Annotated in this window: 17 protein-coding genes and 3 pseudogenes; 5 read left to right on the forward strand and 15 right to left on the reverse strand. The window is 55.0% G+C overall.

Annotated features, from left to right (window positions below; translation table 11 throughout):
• Positions 1 to 15: 15 nt before the first annotated feature.
• Positions 16 to 2,454 (forward strand): autotransporter outer membrane beta-barrel domain-containing protein, encoded by a 2,439-nt coding sequence (locus D8U70_RS15150; RefSeq protein ID WP_130929204.1) that lies wholly within the window; start codon positions 16 to 18, stop codon positions 2,452 to 2,454.
• 50 nt (positions 2,455 to 2,504) lie between these two features.
• Here D8U70_RS15150 and D8U70_RS15155 read toward each other — a convergent pair whose 3' ends face one another.
• The 4 genes from D8U70_RS15155 to D8U70_RS15170 all read right to left on the reverse strand — a co-directional run bounded on the left by D8U70_RS15155 (position 2,505) and on the right by D8U70_RS15170 (position 8,235).
• The gene (locus tag D8U70_RS15155; RefSeq protein ID WP_016774894.1) at positions 2,505 to 3,014 is read right to left on the reverse strand and encodes a hypothetical protein; all 510 of its coding nucleotides are present in this window, start codon (positions 3,012 to 3,014) and stop codon (positions 2,505 to 2,507) included.
• A gap of 167 nt (positions 3,015 to 3,181) precedes the next feature.
• Complete coding sequence (locus D8U70_RS15160) at positions 3,182 to 3,823, reverse strand: DUF1345 domain-containing protein (RefSeq protein WP_130929205.1); 642 nt, start codon at positions 3,821 to 3,823, stop codon at positions 3,182 to 3,184.
• Positions 3,824 to 3,969: 146 nt separating this feature from the next.
• Positions 3,970 to 7,062 (reverse strand): efflux RND transporter permease subunit, encoded by a 3,093-nt coding sequence (locus D8U70_RS15165; RefSeq protein ID WP_110645403.1) that lies wholly within the window; start codon positions 7,060 to 7,062, stop codon positions 3,970 to 3,972.
• A 15-nt stretch (positions 7,063 to 7,077) separates the two neighbouring features.
• A complete protein-coding gene (locus tag D8U70_RS15170) occupies positions 7,078 to 8,235 on the reverse strand; it encodes an efflux RND transporter periplasmic adaptor subunit (RefSeq protein ID WP_130929206.1) in 1,158 nt (385 codons plus the stop codon).
• Between the two features lie 276 nt (positions 8,236 to 8,511).
• Here D8U70_RS15170 and D8U70_RS15175 point away from each other — a divergent pair, with 276 nt between their 5' ends.
• Positions 8,512 to 9,213 carry a response regulator transcription factor gene (locus D8U70_RS15175; protein ID WP_016774890.1) on the forward strand — a complete coding sequence of 234 codons (702 nt, stop codon included), beginning with the start codon at positions 8,512 to 8,514 and terminating at the stop codon, positions 9,211 to 9,213.
• Positions 9,214 to 9,217: 4 nt separating this feature from the next.
• Complete coding sequence (locus D8U70_RS15180; RefSeq protein ID WP_073476613.1) at positions 9,218 to 10,519, forward strand: ATP-binding protein; 1,302 nt, start codon at positions 9,218 to 9,220, stop codon at positions 10,517 to 10,519.
• A 15-nt stretch (positions 10,520 to 10,534) separates the two neighbouring features.
• Here the strand turns inward: D8U70_RS15180 and D8U70_RS15185 are convergent, their stop codons facing one another.
• Complete coding sequence (locus tag D8U70_RS15185) at positions 10,535 to 10,714, reverse strand: hypothetical protein (protein WP_016774888.1); 180 nt, start codon at positions 10,712 to 10,714, stop codon at positions 10,535 to 10,537.
• Between the two features lie 286 nt (positions 10,715 to 11,000).
• On the opposite strand from D8U70_RS15185, the gene ilvA reads away from it, so the two are divergent.
• A complete protein-coding gene (ilvA, locus tag D8U70_RS15190; RefSeq protein ID WP_130929207.1) occupies positions 11,001 to 12,014 on the forward strand; it encodes a threonine ammonia-lyase, biosynthetic in 1,014 nt (337 codons plus the stop codon).
• Between the two features lie 12 nt (positions 12,015 to 12,026).
• Here the strand turns inward: ilvA and eco are convergent, their stop codons facing one another.
• Positions 12,027 to 12,512 (reverse strand): serine protease inhibitor ecotin, encoded by a 486-nt coding sequence (gene eco / locus D8U70_RS15195; RefSeq protein ID WP_130929208.1) that lies wholly within the window; start codon positions 12,510 to 12,512, stop codon positions 12,027 to 12,029.
• 369 nt (positions 12,513 to 12,881) lie between these two features.
• On the opposite strand from eco, the gene D8U70_RS15200 reads away from it, so the two are divergent.
• Positions 12,882 to 13,151, forward strand: a complete 270-nt coding sequence (locus D8U70_RS15200; RefSeq protein ID WP_041480220.1) for a DUF1652 domain-containing protein — start codon at positions 12,882 to 12,884, stop codon at positions 13,149 to 13,151.
• On the opposite strand, the gene D8U70_RS15205 is transcribed toward D8U70_RS15200, so the two are convergent.
• The 9 genes and pseudogenes from D8U70_RS15205 to D8U70_RS28035 form a co-directional block, all read right to left on the reverse strand.
• Positions 13,148 to 13,546 carry a hypothetical protein gene (locus D8U70_RS15205; RefSeq protein ID WP_130929211.1) on the reverse strand — a complete coding sequence of 133 codons (399 nt, stop codon included), beginning with the start codon at positions 13,544 to 13,546 and terminating at the stop codon, positions 13,148 to 13,150. The genes D8U70_RS15200 and D8U70_RS15205 overlap by 4 nt on opposite strands.
• 93 nt (positions 13,547 to 13,639) lie before the next feature.
• A pseudogene (locus D8U70_RS15210) lies at positions 13,640 to 13,906 on the reverse strand (DUF2790 domain-containing protein); the annotation flags it as partial.
• Between the two features lie 290 nt (positions 13,907 to 14,196).
• Entirely contained in the window at positions 14,197 to 15,165 is a 969-nt protein-coding gene (locus D8U70_RS15215; protein ID WP_177433971.1) for a sel1 repeat family protein, read from the reverse strand.
• A gap of 171 nt (positions 15,166 to 15,336) precedes the next feature.
• Positions 15,337 to 16,410, reverse strand: coding sequence for a sel1 repeat family protein (locus D8U70_RS15220; RefSeq protein WP_241664667.1), 1,074 nt, complete (start codon positions 16,408 to 16,410; stop codon positions 15,337 to 15,339).
• A 293-nt stretch (positions 16,411 to 16,703) separates the two neighbouring features.
• Positions 16,704 to 16,907, reverse strand: a pseudogene (locus D8U70_RS28030) (type VI secretion system tip protein VgrG); the annotation flags it as partial.
• Positions 16,908 to 17,056: 149 nt separating this feature from the next.
• Positions 17,057 to 18,877 carry a DUF2235 domain-containing protein gene (locus D8U70_RS15230; RefSeq protein WP_130929209.1) on the reverse strand — a complete coding sequence of 607 codons (1,821 nt, stop codon included), beginning with the start codon at positions 18,875 to 18,877 and terminating at the stop codon, positions 17,057 to 17,059.
• Positions 18,874 to 19,350: a hypothetical protein gene (locus D8U70_RS15235; RefSeq protein WP_163012694.1), complete on the reverse strand. Its 477-nt coding sequence runs from the start codon at positions 19,348 to 19,350 to the stop codon at positions 18,874 to 18,876. The genes D8U70_RS15230 and D8U70_RS15235 overlap by 4 nt, the downstream gene beginning before the upstream one ends.
• A 51-nt stretch (positions 19,351 to 19,401) precedes the next feature.
• Entirely contained in the window at positions 19,402 to 20,241 is an 840-nt protein-coding gene (locus D8U70_RS15240; RefSeq protein WP_122506828.1) for a DUF4123 domain-containing protein, read from the reverse strand.
• Positions 20,241 to 20,557: pseudogene (locus D8U70_RS28035) on the reverse strand (type VI secretion system tip protein VgrG); the annotation flags it as partial. The gene D8U70_RS15240 and the pseudogene D8U70_RS28035, both read right to left, overlap by 1 nt.

Consider the following 20,557-nt stretch of genomic DNA (forward strand, 5'->3'; position numbering starts at 1 on the left):
CAACGAGAAGTGTATATGACGTTTGAAAATAGCTTGGGACCGACAGTTTTGAAACTCACTGGCACGCTCTCTTGTGCAGCATTACTGATCGCGATATCCGAGACGGCCTTTTCCCGGAATCTCAATCCTGGTGAAGTCGAAACCGTATCCGTCGGTGCTACGCCAGAAGCCTGGTTTATCCCTGCCACTGCCACGCTTAACCTCAATGGTGGTGACGCGCTTAACATTGTGGTCGGCGGTGGAACGTTGAATGCGATTTCCGCCAACACTGCCCAGATTGAAGCCTCAAACGCCCTCGTAACTCTGGATGGGGCGAGGGTGACCGGTAGCAATTTCGACACTGCGCTGAGCTTGACCGACAGCTCGGCAGTGGTGTCCGGCAGTACGCTGTCCAGCGATGGCAGAGCAATGTCGCTTACGCGCGACCTGAACGTACCCGTTGGTTCAACAGCGACCGTCACTGGCAGTACGCTGACAGGAGGTTTCTCGGGCGCAGCGATAACATCCCTCAGTACCTTGAATCTGGTGGACAGCCGGGTTGAAGGGACCGACGCAGATAGTGTTGGCCTCGAACTTTACGGCGGCAACGTCAACATCAGTGCAGCCAGCGAGGTCATCGGAGAACTGGATGGGATCATCTTTGGCGAGGATACTGTCCTTAACCCGAGCGATGTCACCGCACAGAGTGTACTGAAGATTGATGGGTCAACCGTGCAGGGCCGCACCGGCGCAGCGATCAAAGTCGATTTTGCAACGCCAGACGATCAACCGGTATTGATCGAGATAGCTAACCGTTCGAATCTGATCGGCGGCAACGGTAATATCGTCGAGGTCATTGATGGCGCAGCAGCGCGCTTTCAAATCGACGACAGCCAGTTGACCGGCAATGTAGCGGTTGCTGACGGCGGGACCGCCGCGGTTATCTTGCAAAACAATGCCAGCCTCGACGGCAATTTGATCAACGTCGATTCTGTTTCGCTCGATACCCGAAGCATACTCACCGGTGACATTCAGGGCTCCGGGACTGGCGTCGTGATGCTGGACAACGACTCGATCCTGCACGGTTCGGTTACTGGCGTCAGCGCTATGTCCATCGGGCGTGGCGCTGAATGGAACCTGGTTGGCAACAATTCGTTATCGAATCTCGAAATGCAGGGCGGGAACGTGAGATTCGGCACGCCCGCCGAGTTCGTCCGCCTGGACGTTGCCAACTTGTCAGGCAACGGCCGGTTTTTTTTGGATGCTGACGTGTCCACCGGTGAAACGGACTTTCTCAATGTCACGGAATCAGCCAGTGGCCGGCACGAGCTGGTAGTCGGTGCAAGCGCCAGCGAACCTGTCACCGGTGCACCGGTTCAAGTGGCTAACATCGCTGGCGGGGATGCTGAGTTCGATCTGAGAAACGGTCAGGTTGATCGTGGTGCTTTGGCGTACAAACTGGTGCGAGAAGGCGAAGGTATTTTCCTGCGAACTGATGGGACAACGCCGAGCACAGGTACGCAAACGGCGTTGGCGATTGCCGGTACCGCTCCTACGGTTATCTACTCGGAAATGACCACTCTCAATACCCGCCTCGGCGACCGTCGCATGGCCGGCACTCAGCCCCGATCGCAATCGATTGCTGCATTGGACTCAGATAATCAGAACGCGACCACCGGCCTGTGGATACGGACTCATGCCAATCAGTACAACGTCAAGAATGCCTATGGCGATGGTTACAAACAAAATCAGACTGGCGTCTCGTTGGGGGTGGATACGCCACTACCGATGGGTGATGGCCAATGGTTGATTGGGGTTTTTGGTGGATACAGCACCACTCGCCTTGACCTGGCCCGCGGCAGCGCGGGCACGATCAATAGCACCTATGGCGGGATGTATCTGTCGTGGTACGACGAAATGACCGGGTACTACGTGGATACCGTTGGCAAAATCAACCGTTTCAGTAATGACGTCAAAGTCACATTGAGCGATGACACTCGAACAAAGGGTGACTTCGATAATCTCGGGATCAGTGGGACCGTCGAAGTGGGCAAGCATATAGTCTTGAATCGAGGCTATTTCATCGAGCCCTCTGCCCAGTTTGGTGTAGCGACGGTAAAAGGCAAAGATTATCAGCTGGACAATGGGCTGCAGGTAGACAGCAACGAGACCCGCTCATTGCTCGGCAAGGTCGGAATGACAGTTGGCCGCGAGGTGGTGCTGAACAATGGCGGCAAACTGCAACCCAGGCTGCACGCGGCGGTAAGTCATGAATTCGTTAACAACAACCGTGTCAGCGTCAATGACACTGGATTCAACAACGACTTGTCCAGCACCAACCTCGAGCTGACCGGTGGCCTCAACTGGGTTCCGGCCAATAACAAATGGCAGGTATATGGCGAGCTAGGAACCAGCAGGGGCAGCAAAGCTGACCAGGAGCTGGGAGGGAGTGTCGGGCTGAGCTTCAGTTTCTGATTGCATCAGCATAAAAAAAAGGAAGCCTCGCAGCTTCCTTTTTTCCGTAGTCAGTAAGTGCTTTTTCTTTTGCTCAGGTCGGCGTCAACGACAAATTCCCCAGCAATCGGGAACTCTTCGGTGCCATTCTCTCCACCATGGTCATATGTGCCGGACCAAGTGCCTCTCAGTGTTTTTTCAATGTCGTCATATTTCAATGTCAGGCTCCCGCTCACAGAGACATGCAGGTCGCCCGTCGCGGGATTGGAATAGTAGGTGCTTCTGACATCATCGCTATCTTTGGACAGGTCATAGCTCAACGATTGGGGTTTGAAAGGGAACACAAACTCAAGCGTACGCGTCACACCATCCTTGGTGTGTCCAGCTGTCAAAACGTAACGCAAGCCTTCCGGGTAGGGCTTAGGCCCGAAGGAAGGCACAGAGGTAGATCGAAACTCCATAAACTGAGGGACTTTGACAAACCTGTAGCGTGGATTGGCATCGCCGTTGATCGTGGCTGACAAAAAGGTCTGCGCTGTATCCGGCAAGATCGTCCTGTAGGCTCGGGCTGTATAGCTCATGAGTTATATCTCCATACGATATGGTTGGGGACATCCAAAGACTGACCCGTCCTACTTCTGGATGTTGTATGGAAGCCTGAATGCAGTGCGCCTGTAAACTGTCAGTGTTGACAGTTTACAGGCGCACTTTTTTGTGAGCTTTGAGCAGCAGGAACATGCCGTGTTTTTCAGCCGAACAACCCTGCTGCAATATTGATCGAGAACCCGAGGATCGCTGTATTGAACACGAAACCGATCAACGACTGCGCCAGCACAATCTTTCGAATATCCCGTGTCGCAACACCTACATCCGAAGTCTGCACAGCCACGCCGATGGTGAACGAGAAGTACAGAAAATCCCAATAATTGGGGGTGGTCAGTCCTTCAGCAAAATGCAGTGCCGGCTCCTTGCCGTTCCAGGTGTAAAACAACCTCGCGTAGTGCACGCAAAAGATCACCCCAATCAGCAGCCATGAGCCGATCACCGTCAGCGCTGTGAAGCCGTAGTGCATCAATTTGTGTGTGTTATCCAGATCTTTGCTGCCCGCCAGTTCAAATGTGATGGTGGCCAGGCTTGCCAGCGCGGCGATGCACACGACGAAAAGCACCAGTCCGGCGTTTTCATCCTCGATCTCGGCGATGCGACGCACATCCGGGGCCTTGGCGCGTATGGTCAGCCAGAACATCAGAACCAGGTAAGTCCAGACACCGACGTTCCAGCCAATGAGGATTTTGCTGACGATGGAATCGGCCGGGACCAGCAGACCCGTTGCGAGGCCGAACAGGACGGCGCCGGAAAGGCGAGGGTGCGTACGGGCGAGGAAGCGCATGGTGACTCACGTTGGTGAACTGTCAGCGCACCATAGCGCAGGCGATCCGGCTTTTGTAAGAGCTGCCGAAGGCTGCGATCTTTTGATCTTCTAAAAGCAAAGTCAAAAGATCGCAGCCTTCGGCAGCTCCTACAATTAGATCAGTGTCATTTGGTGAATCGTTGTACTAGCTTCATGACGACGACGAAGAACACGGGGACGAAGATGACTGCCAGCGTAGCGGTGATCATCCCGCCGATCACGCCAGTGCCGATCGCCTGCTGACTTGCCGAACTGGCACCAGTGGCGATGGCCAACGGCACCACACCGAGAATGAACGCCAGCGATGTCATCACGATCGGCCGCAGACGCAAACGCGCGGCCTGCAACGTCGCATCGATCAGATCGTGACCTTCGTCATACAAGCTCTTGGCGAACTCGATGATCAGGATCGCGTTCTTCGCCGACAGACCAATGATGGTGATCAGTCCAACCTTGAAGAACACATCATTGGGCATCCCGCGCAACGTCACCGCCAGCACCGCGCCGAGCACACCCAGCGGTACCACCAGCAACACCGAAGTCGGGATCGACCAGCTCTCGTACAGCGCCGCCAGGCACAGGAACACCACCAGCAGCGACAAGCCGAGCAGGATCGGCGCCTGATTGCCTGACAAACGTTCCTGCAACGAGAGACCAGTCCATTCCTGGCCCAGACCCTTCGGCCCCTGCGCGACCAGACGCTCGACTTCCGCCATGGCTTCGCCGGTGCTATGACCCGGTGACGGTTCGCCTGAAATCGCGATCGCTGGATAACCGTTGTACCGGGTCAACTGCGCAGGACCTTGAATCCAGTTCGCCTGGACGAATGCCGACAGCGGCACCATGTTCCCGGCGTTGTTGCGCACGTGCATTTTCAGCAAGTCGTCCACTTGGCTGCGCTGGTCGCCTTCGGCTTGCACGACGACGCGCTGCATGCGGCCCTGATTCGGGAAATCGTTGATGTAGCTGGAACCCACCGCAGTGGACAGCACGCTGCCGATTTCGGCAAACGATACACCCAGGGCATTGGCCTTCTTGCGGTCTACAACCAACTGCACTTGCGGCGCTTCGGCCAGAGCACTTTCGCGCACGTTCATAAGCACCGGACTTTTCTCGGCGGCGGCCAGAAGTTCGGTGCGCGCCTGCATCAGCGTCGCGTGACCGAGGCCTGCGCGATCCTGCAATCGGAACTCGAAACCGCTGGAAGTACCGAGGCCATCCACCGGCGGCGGCAGCACCGAGAACGCCATGGCATCCTTTATCTGGCTCAGGGCAACGTTGGCGCGGTCGGCGATGGAACTGGCGGAATCGTCTCCGCCACGTTCAGACCAATCCTTGAGCGTCGAAAACGCCAGCGCCGCATTCTGCCCGCTACCGGAGAAGCTGAAACCCAGGATCACTACGCTGTCACTGATTCCCGGCTCATCGGCGTTGTGCGCTTCGAGCTGTTCGGCCACTTGCACCGTGCGGTTCTTGGTCGCGCCGGGCGGCAGTTGAATATCGGTGATGGTATAGCCCTGATCCTCGGTCGGCAGAAACGAGGAGGGCAGGCGCGCGAAACAAAACCCGAGTCCAATCAGCAGGACGACGTAGATCATCAGGTAGCGACCAGTGCGCTTCAACGCATAGCCGACCCAACCCTGATAGCGATCGGTCAGTTGCTCGAAACGACGATTGAACCAGCCAAAGAATCCGGACTTCTCGTGATGCTCACCCTTGGCGACAGGCTTGAGCAATGTTGCGCACAACGCCGGCGTCAACGTCAGGGCGAGAAACGCCGAGAACAGAATCGACGTCGCCATGGACAGCGAGAACTGTTGGTAGATCACGCCGACCGAGCCCTGCATGAACGCCATCGGAATAAACACCGCGACCAGCACCAGAGTGATGCCGATAATCGCGCCGGTAATCTGCGCCATCGCTTTGCGGGTGGCTTCCTTGGGCGACAGGCCCTCGGTGGCCATGATCCGTTCGACGTTCTCCACCACGACGATGGCGTCATCCACCAGAATGCCGATGGCCAGCACCATGCCGAACATGGTCAGCACGTTGATCGAGAAGCCCAGCGCCAGCATGGTCGCGAAAGTGCCCATCAACGCCACCGGCACCACCAGTGTCGGAATCAGCGTGTAGCGCACGTTTTGCAGGAACAGGAACATCACCGCAAACACCAGCAGCATCGCTTCGCCAAGGGTGTAGATCACTTTGGTGATCGAGACTTTGACGAAGGGCGAGGTGTCGTACGGAATCTTGTACTCCACGCCGGCCGGGAAGTAGCGCGCCAGCTCATCCATCTTCGCCCGCACCAGCGTTGCGGTGTTCAGTGCGTTGGCGCCGGGAGACAGCTGCACGCCGACGGCAGTGGACGGTTTGCCGTTCAGGCGAGTGCCGAACTGATATTCCTGGCTGCCGATTTCGACGCGCGCGACATCACCGATGCGCACCGTGGAGCCGTCGCGGTTGGCCTTGAGCACGATGTCGGCGAACTCCTGCGGCGTCGACAATTGGCCTTTGACCAGAATTGTCGCGGTGATTTCCTGCGTCGAAGGTGACGGCAGATCACCGATGCTACCCGCCGAAACCTGGGCGTTCTGCGCGACGATGGCTTCGTTGACATCCGCCGGCGTCAGGTTGAAGGCGATGAGTTTCTGCGGATCGATCCAGATGCGCATGGCCCGTTCGGCGCCGTACAACTGCGCCTTGCCGACACCGTCCAGGCGCTTGATCTCGTTCATCACGTTGCGCGCCAGATAATCACTTAGCGCCACGTCATCGAGCTTGCCGTCGCTGGACGTCAAAGTGATGAGCAAGAGGAAACCGGAAGAGACTTTCTCCACCTGCAAACCTTGCTGATTGACCGCTTGCGGCAGGCGCGACTCGACGACCTTGAGGCGGTTTTGCACATCGACCTGCGCCAGCTCGGGGTTGGTGCCCGGTTGGAACGTGGCTTTGATCGTCGCGCTGCCGAGGCTACTCTGCGATTCGAAATAGAGCAGGTGATCGGCGCCGTTGAGTTCTTCCTCGATCAGGCTGACCACGCTCTCATCGACGGTCTGCGCCGAGGCGCCTGGGTAGACGGCATAGATTTCGATCTGCGGCGGTGCGACGTCGGGGTATTGCGCGACCGGCAACTGCGGAATGGCCAGCGCACCGGCCAACAGGATGAACAGGGCGACCACCCAGGCAAACACCGGGCGGTCGATAAAGAACTGCGGCATATAAGAGCGTCCTGCTTACTGACCAGTGGCCTGGGCAAGTGGAAGTGGGGTTTCGTCGATCTGTACCTTTTCCCCGGGACGGGCGTGTTGCAGGCCTTCGATGACAATGCGGTCGCCGGGCTTCAGGCCGCCGGTGACGATCCAGCGGTTGTTCTGCACCGCACCCAGTTGCACCGGTTGCTGCGCCACGCGCATCTGCTCATCGACGGTCAGCACCTGGGCAATGCCGGCACTGTCACGCTGCACCGCGCGTTGCGGCACGGTAATGCCGTTCTGAATGGTTGCCTGTTCAAGGCGTACGCGGATGAAGCTGCCCGGCAGGAGGTCGAGATCCGGATTGGGGAATTCACTGCGCAGGATGATTTGGCCAGTGCCCGGATCAACGGTGATGTCGCTGAACAGCAGCTTGCCAGGCAATGGATACAGGCTGCCGTCATCCTGAATCAGTGTGGCCTTGACCTGATCCTGACCGACTTCCTGCAACTGCCCGGAACGAAATGCTCGACGCAGTTCGTTGAGCTCGCGAGTCGACTGGGTCAGGTCGGCATGGATCGGGTTGAGTTGCTGAATCAACGCCAGTGGCGTGGTTTCGTTCTGTCCGACCAGCGCACCCTCGGTGACCAACGCGCGACCGATACGTCCGGAAATCGGCGCGGTGACGGTGGCATAGCCGAGGTTGAGTTTCGCCCGTTCAAGTGCTGCCTTGCTGGCGGCAACATCAGCTGCCGTTTGCCGGGCAGCGGCGCGGGCGTTGTCGTAGTCCTGACCGCTGATGGCCTTGTCTTCAATCAATTGGGCGTAGCGTTGTTCTTGCAGTTTCGCCTGAAAGGCGTTGGCCTCGGCCTTGCGCAACGCCGCTTCGGCACTGTCCAGATCGGCCTTGAACGGCGCCGGGTCAATGCGGAACAGCACATCGCCTTTTTTCACGTCACTGCCTTCGCGGTAGGTGCGCTGCAACACCACGCCGGCTACTCGTGCGCGCACTTCGGCAATCCGTGGCGCGGCGATGCGGCCGCTCAGTTCGCTGCTGATCGACAATGGCTGGGTTTTGATCGTCTCGACGCGCACCGTGGCCGGCGGCGTCTGCTCTTCGGCGTTCGAGGATGAATCACAAGCGCTCAGCGTCAGCGCCAATGCGATCAGGCCGAGCCCGGCCAGCAGTTTTCCAGACATGTAAAACCCCCAATATTGAAGGCCGCATCCTACGGCCAGACGGGGAGGTTAGCGGTGAAGCTTTGTAGCTGCTGTGTGAAATTGTGTAAGGGTTTTGCTCCGTGGCGGGTGAGGGCGTATATCCTGCAGACCTTGAATTCTTTTGTGACGGTTGAACCGCTTTCGCGAGCAAGCTCGCTCCCACATGAGTTTTGTGAACAATGCAAAACCACTGTGGGAGCGAGCTTGCTCGCGAAAGCGGTCTGACATATACCTCAGCAATATCTGGAACACCCCATGCCCAACATCCTCCTGGTCGAAGACGACACCGCCCTCGCCGAACTGATTTCCAGCTACTTGGAGCGCAACGGTTACTCCGTCAGCGTCATCGGCCGTGGCGACCATGTGCGCGAACGGGCGCGGATCAGCCCGCCGGATCTGGTGATCCTCGACCTCATGCTCCCGGGTCTCGACGGCTTGCAGGTGTGCCGCTTGCTGCGCGCCGATTCAGCGACACTGCCGATCCTCATGCTCACGGCCCGCGATGACAGCCATGATCAGGTGCTGGGCCTGGAAATGGGCGCTGACGATTACGTCACCAAACCCTGCGAGCCACGGGTGCTGCTGGCTCGGGTGCGTACCTTGTTGCGGCGCAGCAGCCTCGGCGAGCCTTTGGCGGTTAATGACCGGATCGTCATGGGCAATCTGTGCATTGACCTGTCCGAGCGCACCGTGACCTGGCGTGATCAAGCGGTTGAGCTGTCCAGCGGCGAATACAATTTGCTGGTGGTGCTGGCCCGGCACGCCGGCGAAGTGCTGAGTCGCGATCAGATTCTGCAGCGGCTGCGCGGCATCGAGTTCAATGGCACTGACCGCTCGGTGGACGTGGCGATTTCCAAGCTGCGGCGCAAGTTCGATGATCACGCCGGCGAGGCGCGCAAGATCAAGACTGTGTGGGGCAAGGGCTATCTGTTCAGCCGCTCCGAGTGGGAATGCTGAGCTGATGTTTCGCATCCTGTTTCGCCTGTATCTGGTGACCATCGTCTCCTATAGCGCGGCGATCTATCTGGTGCCGGATCTGGTAGTCATGGCTTTCCGGGATCGCTTCGTCACCTACAACCTGGACTTTTCCCGAGGTCTGCAATCGCTGATCACCAAGCAGTTTCATGCTGCGCCGCAAGAGCAGTGGCCGGAGATCGCAGCGGCGATGGACAAGGAATTCCAGCCGCTGCACATCGTCCTGACGCCAATCGACGACCCGGTGTTCACTCCCATCGAGCAGGAGCGTCTGCACCGGGGTGAAAACGTTGTGCGCATCGGCGACTGGGGCTGGCGAACATTGGCGGTAACTCCGCTGAATGCGGACATGGCCGTGCGCATGGTCGTGCCGCCCGATCCGGTCGACGTCGATCTGTTGTACTGGAGCATCAACGTGCTGATCGGTGCCATGTTGCTCGGCTGCCTGCTGCTCTGGTTGCGCCCGCACTGGCGCGATCTTGAACGTTTGAAGGGCACTGCCGAACGCTTCGGCAAGGGGCATTTGAGCGAACGAACCAGAATCGCCCCGAGTTCGAACATCGGCAGTCTCGCCAACGTGTTCGACACCATGGCCGGCGATATCGAAAACCTGCTCAACCAGCAACGTGATCTGCTTAACGCCGTTTCCCATGAACTGCGTACGCCGTTGACGCGTCTGGATTTCGGCCTGGCGCTGGCGTTGTCAGAAGACTTGCCAGCCGCCAGCCGCGAGCGCTTGCAGAGTTTGGTCGCGCACATTCGTGAGCTGGATGAATTGGTGCTGGAGTTGCTCTCCTACAGCCGTTTGCAAAACCCGGCGCAATCGCCCGAGCGCATCGAGGTGTCGCTCGACGAGTTCATCGACAGCATTCTCGGCAGCGTCGATGAGGAGCTGGAATCGCCGGAAATCGTGATTGACGTTCTGCTGCACGGCCAGCTCGAACGCTTCGCGCTGGATCCGCGCCTGACCGCTCGGGCCATCCAGAACCTGTTGCGCAATGCCATGCGCTATTGCGAAAAACGCATTCAGATTGGCGTGCAGGTCATTGCCGGCGGGTGTGAGATATGGGTCGATGATGATGGCATCGGCATTCCCGACGACGAGCGCGAGCGGATCTTTGAACCATTCTATCGGCTCGACCGCAGCCGTGATCGCGCGACCGGCGGATTCGGCCTCGGTTTGGCGATCAGCCGCCGCGCGCTGGAAGCGCAGGGCGGCACGCTGACCGTTGAGAGTTCGCCGCTGGGTGGCGCGCGATTCAGGCTGTGGTTGCCGGCCACGGCCTGAACCGTATGAAGGAAATCAGGGCTGTGTTGTGCCGCTGGTCTGCAACACGCATTGCTGGGTTTTACTGTCCCACACTTGGCCTTTCGGACATTCGGGCTTTTTCACGGCGTCGCTTTCATCGACAGCGAATACAGCAGGGCTGGACAGGGCGGCGACCAGCAGCGGGACGGCGAATAGCGCTTGGCGGATATTCATGGTCAATCTCCACTTTCATCGGCTTGGAGCGGAAGTTGTTGTGCTCTTTTGCAGTGACTGTTCAGTCATTAGGAAGATTCAAAGTTCTGCAGCGGGCCATTGACTTGTCATCCGCCGGCAGGCTAATTTCCAGCCCATGACTTTCACCGTATCGCGCTGCCAGCCAAGCATTATTACCGCCATTCCTCATTTGGCGGGCTAGCTTACGACTGCAGCACCCAACCCGCCCTAGAGGCGGGTTTTTACTTTCTGTCTCCGGGGTTCTGAAAAATGTCAGGAGACGACCATGCCGCACAGCCCCGACCAGCAAGCTTTGCTTGAGCATTACGTGAAAAAGATCCTGGCCGCACCGGTGTACGACATTGCGGTGCGCACGCCGTTGCAGCTTGCGCCAGCGTTGTCGGAAACATTGGGCAATCGGGTCCTGCTCAAGCGCGAAGATCTGCAACCGACGTTCTCTTTCAAGATCCGTGGTGCTTACAACAAACTCGTGCAACTGAGCGATGAGCAGCGAGCGCGGGGAGTGATCACTGCATCGGCGGGTAATCACGCGCAGGGTGTAGCGCTGGCGGCACGGGAATTGGGCATCGGCGCGACGATCGTCATGCCGTCTACCACCCCTGAGCTCAAGGTGCTCGGCGTGCGCAGTCGCGGTGCCGACGCATTGCTGCATGGCGAGAGTTTCCCCTTTGCTCTGGCCCATGCGTTGCACTTGGCCGAACAGACCGGATGCACGTTTGTTTCACCGTTCGATGATCCTGACGTGATCGCCGGACAAGGCACCGTGGCAATGGAAATCCTGCGCCAGCATCAAGGCGCCCTGGACGCCATCTTCATCCCGGTCGGGGGCGGAGGTTTGATCGCCGGTATCGCGGCCTACGTCAAATACCTGCGCCCGGAAGTGCGGATCATCGGCGTCGAATCTGAACATTCGGCGTGCCTGCAAGCGGCTTTAAGTGCGGACGAGCGGGTGGTTCTACCGAGCGTCGGCACCTTCGCCGATGGCGTCGCGGTGGCGCAGATCGGCGCGTATGGCTTTGAGGTTTGCCGCTTCTGCGTAGATGAAGTAATCACGGTCAGCAATGACGAGCTGTGCGCCGCGATCAAGAATATCTACGACGATACCCGTTCGATCACTGAACCGTCGGGGGCGCTGGCCGTGGCGGGGATCAAGCAGTACGTGGCGCGCAATGGGGTTCGCGATCAGACATTCGTCGCCATCGACTCCGGGGCCAACATCAACTTCTACAGCCTGCGCCATGTCGCCGAACGCGCCGCTGCTTGCGGCGTGCCGGCGTAACAAGCGCTCGGGTTATTCCTGCAGGGCGGTGCCGACTTTTTCCGACGCCGACCAGATGCGATAGCGCACTTCGACGTCCGATGGCGCGTACACCACGACTGGCAACTTGCTGTTGTAGCGCAACATGAAGCCGTCACCGACGACCGGAACGAAAGCGCGCTTTTTCTGGCTGCCGGGCGGGCAGGCCATCATCGTGCTCATCGGGCCGATGACCTTTTCCAGGCGATAGAACGGATAGCCCCAGCCTTGCAGGTTCTTTTCATCGAGAACACCGCCCAGACGTTGACGGTTGCAATCCACTTCTAGAGTTTTGCCAGCGAGAATTTCAACCTGGAAATTTTCCTCCTGCTCTTGTTTGGGCAGATGGATGACCTGACGGGTAAACCCGGCTTCGGCTTTGGGATACGGCGCGATGTCTTCGAGCTTGGCGGCGTGGGCGAGGGTGGAGAGGTTGGCGATCAACAGACCGGTGATCGCGCAAACACTTAAGGAATTCATGGAAGCCTCCGTGCGGGTTGAATTGCAATGGGAGACATTCTTGCCGTCATAGTCTTCGAAAGCAAATTTGCCCGGAGATTGCAGATTGCAGGGGACGGGTGGTCGATTCATGCAATTTGCAAATAGCGGGATACTGGCCACATTTCCAAGTGCTTGATTTTTAAGGGAGCAAAACGAACCGATCAAAGGCACGTTTTATGCGTTCTTTGAGTGAGGCGCACAGGATTTGGGCGCCTACACTCCAATGGGCATTTCGCAGTACCACCACTTGCCGCACCAGGGAAACAGCGGGGGCACACCCGTGAAGGCGCAGCAGAGGGTCAGCGTGAATACTTGATTGGCAATCGCACAGAAAGGAGAGGGTTCGCCATGTTTTTATCTGCCTTGGAATTACGCAACATCATTGAAAGCAGCTTCCTGCCGAAACGCTGCCAGTGCACGCTGACACCAGACTTGTCGATGTCCGTCAAAGTATTTGGCGACCATCGAACCGATCAGGCCGATCTCTATGTCAGTGGAATCGACGCCAGCCGCCTGAACAGCTGCCGTGAAATTAACAACCTGGTCGCTGGCCTGCGTTCCGACCTCGCGCAACAGACCACAACACATCAAACCAGCGCTCGTTCTCGAGCCGTTTAACCCACCGTCTTACCCAGTTCGACCGTCACGCGCCGGGCCTGCACGAAACCTAGGCCCAGCGCGAACTCGACCAGCACCGCGAGCAAAATCCCGGGGCCGGCATGGCCATTGAGCCACTCGCCAAAACCCAACGCCGCCAAACCAAAACAGCCGACGATAAAACCATTGCTCAGCGCACTGCGTGCCACTGACGGCGGAGCATTGCGCAGCAAATAAAACATCACCCCCAACGCCGCAAACAGCACCGCGCTGCGCCTTGCGACTACGCCGGTGCCTTCCGAATAGCCAATACTCCAGATCGCCAGCAACACCTCCGGAAAAAATCCCCAGACCAGCGCCAGCAGAAAACAAAGGATTGAAGTGAAGCTCGACAACGTGCGGAACGACAACTGCATGGCCAATCCTTGCGGCAGTAGGGAAGGCCCCGAGCATACCCGCCGGAGCCACTCCACGCCTATGGCGAACCGGAAAATCAGAAGCGTCTGCCAGTTCTGCCGACGGCATGCGTTAGATAATTTCCTGTAACTGATTTGTGCGGGCTTGCCGGTGTTGTCGATGTATTTCATGTCGGCGGTGGTGACTTTGCATTTCAGGGTCGGCGGCTCGGTTAGCGAAAGCACCTTCGCCACGTGTAGTGGCATGCCGTATTGGTAGGGCAAGGCGTCGGAAGTGGCGGATGTATCAGTGGCTGGGGCCAGCCCGGCGGAAGCGGCGCAGGCGAGGGTAGAGGTGAGTAGGAATGGACGAATGTTCATGAAAGGACTCCAGCGTAACGGATAGGCGCCCGGCATGAAGCCGGATGAGCCTGCCGCAGTCGGTTTCAGCGCGATGCCTGAGCGGAACAGTACTGTAGAGTCTTTGATTTGAGGATTAAGGGGGGGTAATTGGACTAATTAGGCTGAATAGATCGGGGATCAAGCGGTAAGCACATTTAACCAAAGATATTTGCATTGAAGCGATTGCCGATCAGCCATAACCAGGAGCGATGATCCTGGTCATGGCTCTCAAGTAGTACGCGTCCTAACTCATTATTGATTAAAGTGAATTAACGACTCAGTTTTTCAGGAAAAAAAGACAGCGGAGGATGTGTAGCGGCCCATTTCTTTGTTTGCTCGCGCGCTTCGGAAATTTGTGCGGGTGTCAACTTGGCTGCAATGAGAGGGAGTTTGTATTCAACATTTTCTTGCATTCCACCCCCGCCATTCAGAATACTTAAGGATGAAACTAGTGAATAGCCTTTAACGGGGTCATATGGAAATCCATATGTGTCGGGCTCATGAGCAAGATATGAGCCATATCCATACACTGATTCCGCATAACCTGCTATTGCTGCTTGCTCATTCCAGTGGCGAAATCCCTCTATATCGCCGCGCTCATACAATATCGCAGCGTATTCTATCATTGACTTTGGGTAGCCGCCTTCAGCAGATAGCTTAAACCACTTTTCAACTGCTTCGCTTCGTTTCCAAGGCATGAGAAAACCATCACCTTGTTTGAGGGATACCGCCATCCAGTATTGCGCAAATGCATTTCCCGCAGAGGCGGATTTTTCCAACCACGCATCATCTAGCGTGATTTCATACATTATGCACATTGCCTCCGCATCACCAGCCTCGGCTTTTTCTTGAGCTATTTTTTTTGCCTGATTTAACCATTCTATTGGTTGCTTGTGAGAAGGAGGGCAGTCGTTGGATATTTTACATATATCATGCTCAATGCGGCCCAATTGGATCATGGCATAAAGATCGTTCTGGCCTGCTGACGCTTCATACCATTTCTTGGCCTCCTCGTTCACGTAATGATTTTTCTTACGAAGAACTTCTCCTAAATAATATTGAGCTTCGTGGTCTCCCGCTTCTGCCGCTGTTGTTAAAAACGGGATTGCAGAAGTCGCTTTGTATTGATTGTATAGCTCAATGCCCTTGATTTTTGCCCGAGATTGTTCGTTCGTAAGCGCGAATGACTGGGTCGACGCTAGCGTTAATAAAATAAGCGTAGTGGGGATCACCTTCATCAGTGTAAGTGCTGAGTTGTTTTTCGATTGCAGTTGTTTCGCTGGTATATCGGTCTTTGCAAAACTTTTGAAAACGATACGGCAGAGCGCGAACGACAAGGCTGTCGATTGTTCTAATTCGGGAAGATTAGCCTCGTACCGGTTATTTCTTGCATTCTGCTTCATTACTAATTAAAAACCTAATTTCCTTGGAAAGAAAGAAAGGGGCGGGTGGGTGGCCTTCCACTCAATTGCATATTTTTCCGCTTCCTCAATCTGGTTCGATGTCATTTTTGCAGCAATTTTAGGAAGCTTCCCTTCCACATAGACTTGAACGTTTCCACCGCCATCCAATTCTTTAAGCAAAGAGACCAGTGCGTAGCCCTTGATCAAATCGACGGGGTAGCCAACTTTGTCGGGCGTGTGGGAAAGATATGCACCATAGGTTGCGACGGCATTTTGATAACCGGTTTTCGCCGCTTCTTCCCACCAATGCCGAACACCTGCCAGATCATTTCGCTGGGAAAGAATCGAAATATATTCGATCATTGCAGGAGGGTAACCTCCTTCCGAAGCAGCCTTTAGCAACTCCTCCTCGGCACTCTTTCTTTTCCAAGGTAGCAAAAATGTGCCTTCCCCCTCGGCGTAACGATTAGCGAGCAACCACTGTGACGGCGCATATCCAGCCGCTGCTGATTTCTGCAACCAATCCAACTCTGCAGTCGCGTTGTAAAGCACAGCCATCGCTTCGCCGTCGCCACCCAAAGCACGAGGCGTAGCAGTTTTTATCAATAAATCTAGCCAGTCACTTGGTTTTTTACTACTAGCAGGACATTGGTTGACAACCGAGCACAGGTCTTCCGATACGGTGGCGAGTTTAAACATCGCATAATAATCACCCTGTGATGCTGATGCCTCGTACCATTTTTGCGCTTCGACAGTCATTCCTTGTTTTTTTTGACGAAGCTCGTCAGCTAAATAGAATTGTGCTTCCGCATCGCCCGCTTCGGCTGCTATGCGAAGTTCCAGTTCTGCTGGTTTGTATTGATTGAAAAGCATTATCCCACGAGTTTTTGCGGCCTGCTGAGTTGGTGTAAGCTCGGCAAGTACATTGTTTGATAAGAGGGTTGCAATTGTGGTTGCTATATATATAAGTGTGCGCAACATTTTTTTATCCCTTGATGTATTTAGCTGGAGGGACATATTTTGCTTTTCCGCCAGGAACAAAAGTTTGTCCGTAGTATCGGGTTCTGTGACAAAAGCCATCTAGGTTCGCGCCTAAGAGGTTCACGTGCGCTTTATACCCGGCACGCATTTCGTCGTTCGCATCGTCGTGCAGTCGCAGAATTGCTTCTGACATGAAATTGTCCATATGCAGTCGATTCTCGCAATATAGCTGTTCTGCTTCGTCTGCGGCTTTGGTTCCGAACCGATTCATGCTCATGCATGCTTCTTCAAATTGTGCTTGGGCAAGGGTTATTGTTCCTTGCTTTTCCGCTTGGCGGACAATCAATCCTAGTATGCGCTCAACAGCCTGCTGCTGAAGCAGTTGACACTGGTCCCACCTTTACATACTGCGTGACGCCCACAATCGGGTGATCATCCGTGCGTATTTCACTGATGGGTTCCAGATTGGGAATCCGTTGTTCTTCAACCTTGGACTCACTCAATAAATTGGCTTCAACGGTGTCGTGGCGTTCGTTGCCGACGCGGATTTTCTGGTTGTGTTCGATGTTTTCCTCCCCGTCGCGCTGGGCGTGGATCGCATAACTAAGCCGCCAGGCCGTTTACCGCGAGAGCTATTTATTTCCGTCGCGAATTCTGTTTTTTTGGCATTCGTCCTCCGCAATATCCGTCAATAGAATGGAATCCAAATCAAAAGATTCATTCTCAGACCTTGAGTCTCATGCTTTTAGGTCGATGCACCTGAAGAGTCTGCGGGCGTTTTTCGCATCATCTGTTCCATAAAGTCGGGGGCCATCCCTTTTGTTTTATTTAGGTCAGGAATGTCAAATTCTCTGACTAAAAAATACTTGGTCGAGCTTGGTGATTGTGACATTTGGCTTACCATGAATTTGTCATTTACATAGAATTCCAGCAGGTCCTCAATATCGAAGCTGAGACTCTTCGACTCCTTCACAAACCATTCGTCCAGCAATGCTTTTTCTGCTTTAGTTGCGAGTCCGATGCTCAGGCGTTTGGCTTCCCTATCAACGTCCTCTAACCAGCCAAGCTCGCTGCGAAGTACATCTTTACTTTTGCGAGTTTGTTCCAGAGCCGCGTCGCGCTTACTAGCTTGAACTTCTGTTTCACTGCCCATTCCCAGCAAGCGTTTCAATGTTCCGGAGTCACCCAATAATGGGCGTTTCAAGCGATCTTCTTGTTCGCTATAAGCACGGTGTTGTCCACTATACAATTCCCAAAGTCCACGAAGTCTTTGGATGTATAAGCGGCGATGAGCTAGAAAAGCGCCGGCAGACACTTTTTTATTGCCAGCTAGGCTCGTGTATCGTTTGCTCGCCTCAATAGCGCCGGTGCCATTGATGTGATCATGAAATTCGAAGAAGCTAGCCACGTATCTATCTTTTTCTTGAAGTTTCGCCATAGAGGGGAAGGGGACTCCAGCACTATAGGCGGCACGATACATTTCGTGCAAAGCCACCATGTGCAGCTCTCGGCTGTGCGAGGCACTTTTTTTCGCCAATCCGCCCCCTACGTCAGAGCTCGTGCCCGGAACCAAACGTTCTTCCCATCGGGGGGTAAGCGATCCGGTGCCGATTAGACGTGCACGCCTGTCACCTCTACACTCATGAGCAGCAACTAGGTGAAGTGCCGACTTGACTGGTCCTGGCAAGCACTCTCCATCATCCACTGAATTGGAAATTGGCAGTAAAAAATCTCGAACCACCGATGCTTCCATGCTTCGATCTACCGCATCGAACAGCCCAGCGAAAACCACTTCCAGCTTTGCACCTTTGTAGACGGTAGTACCAGGGTCGCACGCCTCAAATAATTTATGAGCGAAGGCTCGCGCAAGCGTAGCGCCATAATCGAAACCGAACACCGATACTGAAATTTTTTTGATCGAGATCGAGTTCGATTTTTTGACGTCCTCTACAAGCTTTTCAAAACGATTACTTGCGGCCTCTAGGCGAGTGTCTACACCAGTTTTAAGTAAACTGAAAACTATTTCGTGGTCACGGACGGGAGAAATGCCTTCGACCGAAGCCTTGGCTGCTGTAGTAGCAATAGCGGAAATAAGATTCCTGGGTTTTAGGTTGTTTGTAAAGTTGTCCCACCAGTTTTTCCCGGCTAATACGTCTTTGCCTACGTCAACAACAGCTTCCGTGGAATTATCTTTCGGTAGCTTGGAAACGTCGTCTTTGATTTTGCTGATTGCGCCGTTGAGGTTGGCTGCGCTAGTAGTCGAGTTCGTGCCTAAGGTAGCGTCAAACGATGTGGCAAGCCCAGATATATAGAATTTATGATGCTGGCTGGCCGGATCGGATGGTGCAGAGTTCTCCTCGTGTGGATACGCGAGAAAAAGGCGGCCAATATTGGTAACTCTTTCTTCCTTTAAGTCGTCTTCTAGGTTTCTACTAACTCCATCGAAAAAAAATCCAACATGTAATGTTGCTTCACATGGTAACGTTGAACTCTTTTTTAATCCTGCGGACGAACTTAAGCGCGAGCTAATGGCTTGTGCATCGCATAAGTTTTTTGGTTCGCTCATGGATGGCTCCCTTGTCCATTGGTTTCTTTAGTCGTATTTTCGCGGAATGAGTTTTTATCAAGCGTAGTTGCAGACCACGTGAGCTCTATTTTATTACCGGGAAGAAAGTAAACATGCAGCGTGTCGTCCCCAGCCTTGCGCTTTGGCATAGGCATTAGTTCTTCATGTCTTTCTATTTTCATTCCTTGATCCTCCTGAGCTTTCGACATGCTCAGGATCCAAACTACCTTCGCAGTGTCGCCGGACATCTTCCAGCAACAGGTCACGCCACCATTTCCTCCCCAGTTGTCATTTACCCAAAAGCTACCTACTGGTCTGTTCATATAATTGTGGGAGGTGAGAGCAGCGCCGGATATTCGGGTTTTGGTGTAAATATAAAATCCCACGAAAAATACCGCGAGAATCAGAATTACGATCGCTGAAGATCGGCGTTTCCATCGTCGTTCATTCGAGCTATTCATGGTCAGCGACATCAATGTTTCCTGTGTCATTTTACAAAGCGATGTTATATAGAAATTGAAGGTTCAGTCAGACAGCTGCTGTATAACGATTCCAAGCGGCAGTTTTTCTCTAAATGTTCGCTCCTTAGCTTGAGTCCACATCGGCCAGTTCTCTGGAAACTTAGGGTTCATCAACCGCAGGGTGGCAAATAGAGTGACGTCTTCCGCGTCCGTTAAACCTTCATTGCGGCCAGCGTCCAGCGCTTCTTTCACTTGTTTCAAACGGGCGCCGTGACAGGTGCTGGCAAACACTTCAGGCGCTTCTTTTTCCAGCTCAGTGGTGAGGCTGTAGGGTAGAGGATCGATCTCCATGTCCGTCCACAGCTTTCCGTCAAGAAAGATAGGCTCGTATCTTCCGGGCTTTTCGAGGTTGAGTCCCTTCAGACAGTGCCATTGATCTTCTTCTGCTGGTACCCACCACTCCTGCAGTGGGCCAAACAGCCACGCATGCCAAGACAGATCATCGCGTGCGTACAGCATCGGCACCACTTCTGGTGCGTAGCTACGAATCATCAGGACTTCGCCAGCTTCATTTTTTGCCAGCAACGCATCACTAAGGTGAGCGGCGAGCTTGTCGGCTGGGCAGTCGGTACGAATCCAACTGGCCATTGCGGTGCAGCCGGTGAAGTGTTCGTGAGCAAGAAAGGCTTCGAAATCCATGTGGCTAACGTCGACCAGCCACGGGCCGTAGTTGCGCAGTTCGGCGAATTCCGGTTGCACCATCAACGGCCGTCGAGACGGATCAGCGCTGACGAACTGCAATCGAGCGGGTTCCGGCAACAGACCGGTCTCAACGATCGCGAATATCGACTGAGCATTCTTTTGCGCTTCGCTCCAGGCTTTCGCTGCGTCATTCTTTGTCATCAATTGGCCCCCGATTGCAGAGCGAGTTTCTCACGCATGGCTTTTTTCAGACATTCGACGCAGATGCCGGTAGGCGCTTTGAGTTTCGGCGTCACGGCGAGGGACTCCGCCTGCATCATCTGGTTAGCGCGGGTTTGCATCAGGCGTCCGGCGTTATCAATGGCTGCGAGTCCCGGAATGAATGGGGCGAGGATCTGAATGCCAGTGCCGGCCCCAGGACCACCACCCGAATTCACCTTCACTTCCGCGCCGCTGATGGTCACACCACCCGCATCAACCTTCACAAAACTCCCGCCAGCCTTGGCGGTCAGCTCCA

It is taken from the genome of Pseudomonas sp. Sample_20, assembly GCF_004307585.1.
GTDB classification, from domain to species: domain Bacteria; phylum Pseudomonadota; class Gammaproteobacteria; order Pseudomonadales; family Pseudomonadaceae; genus Aquipseudomonas; species Aquipseudomonas atacamensis.

Bases quoted from the DNA above. Each gene is read 5' to 3' on its own strand.
- D8U70_RS15150 (WP_130929204.1), top strand. From the start codon at position 16: ATGACGTTTGAAAATAGCTTGGGACCGACAGTTTTGAAACTCACTGGC.
- D8U70_RS15155 (WP_016774894.1), bottom strand. From the start codon at position 3,014: ATGAGCTATACAGCCCGAGCCTACAGGACGATCTTGCCGGATACAGCG.
- D8U70_RS15160 (WP_130929205.1), bottom strand. From the start codon at position 3,823: ATGCGCTTCCTCGCCCGTACGCACCCTCGCCTTTCCGGCGCCGTCCTG.
- D8U70_RS15165 (WP_110645403.1), bottom strand. From the start codon at position 7,062: ATGCCGCAGTTCTTTATCGACCGCCCGGTGTTTGCCTGGGTGGTCGCC.
- D8U70_RS15170 (WP_130929206.1), bottom strand. From the start codon at position 8,235: ATGTCTGGAAAACTGCTGGCCGGGCTCGGCCTGATCGCATTGGCGCTG.
- D8U70_RS15175 (WP_016774890.1), top strand. From the start codon at position 8,512: ATGCCCAACATCCTCCTGGTCGAAGACGACACCGCCCTCGCCGAACTG.
- D8U70_RS15180 (WP_073476613.1), top strand. From the start codon at position 9,218: ATGTTTCGCATCCTGTTTCGCCTGTATCTGGTGACCATCGTCTCCTAT.
- D8U70_RS15185 (WP_016774888.1), bottom strand. From the start codon at position 10,714: ATGAATATCCGCCAAGCGCTATTCGCCGTCCCGCTGCTGGTCGCCGCC.
- ilvA (WP_130929207.1), top strand. From the start codon at position 11,001: ATGCCGCACAGCCCCGACCAGCAAGCTTTGCTTGAGCATTACGTGAAA.
- eco (WP_130929208.1), bottom strand. From the start codon at position 12,512: ATGAATTCCTTAAGTGTTTGCGCGATCACCGGTCTGTTGATCGCCAAC.
- D8U70_RS15200 (WP_041480220.1), top strand. From the start codon at position 12,882: ATGTTTTTATCTGCCTTGGAATTACGCAACATCATTGAAAGCAGCTTC.
- D8U70_RS15205 (WP_130929211.1), bottom strand. From the start codon at position 13,546: ATGCAGTTGTCGTTCCGCACGTTGTCGAGCTTCACTTCAATCCTTTGT.
- D8U70_RS15215 (WP_177433971.1), bottom strand. From the start codon at position 15,165: ATGAAGGTGATCCCCACTACGCTTATTTTATTAACGCTAGCGTCGACC.
- D8U70_RS15220 (WP_241664667.1), bottom strand. From the start codon at position 16,410: ATGGCTTTTGTCACAGAACCCGATACTACGGACAAACTTTTGTTCCTG.
- D8U70_RS15230 (WP_130929209.1), bottom strand. From the start codon at position 18,877: ATGAGCGAACCAAAAAACTTATGCGATGCACAAGCCATTAGCTCGCGC.
- D8U70_RS15235 (WP_163012694.1), bottom strand. From the start codon at position 19,350: ATGTCGCTGACCATGAATAGCTCGAATGAACGACGATGGAAACGCCGA.
- D8U70_RS15240 (WP_122506828.1), bottom strand. From the start codon at position 20,241: ATGACAAAGAATGACGCAGCGAAAGCCTGGAGCGAAGCGCAAAAGAAT.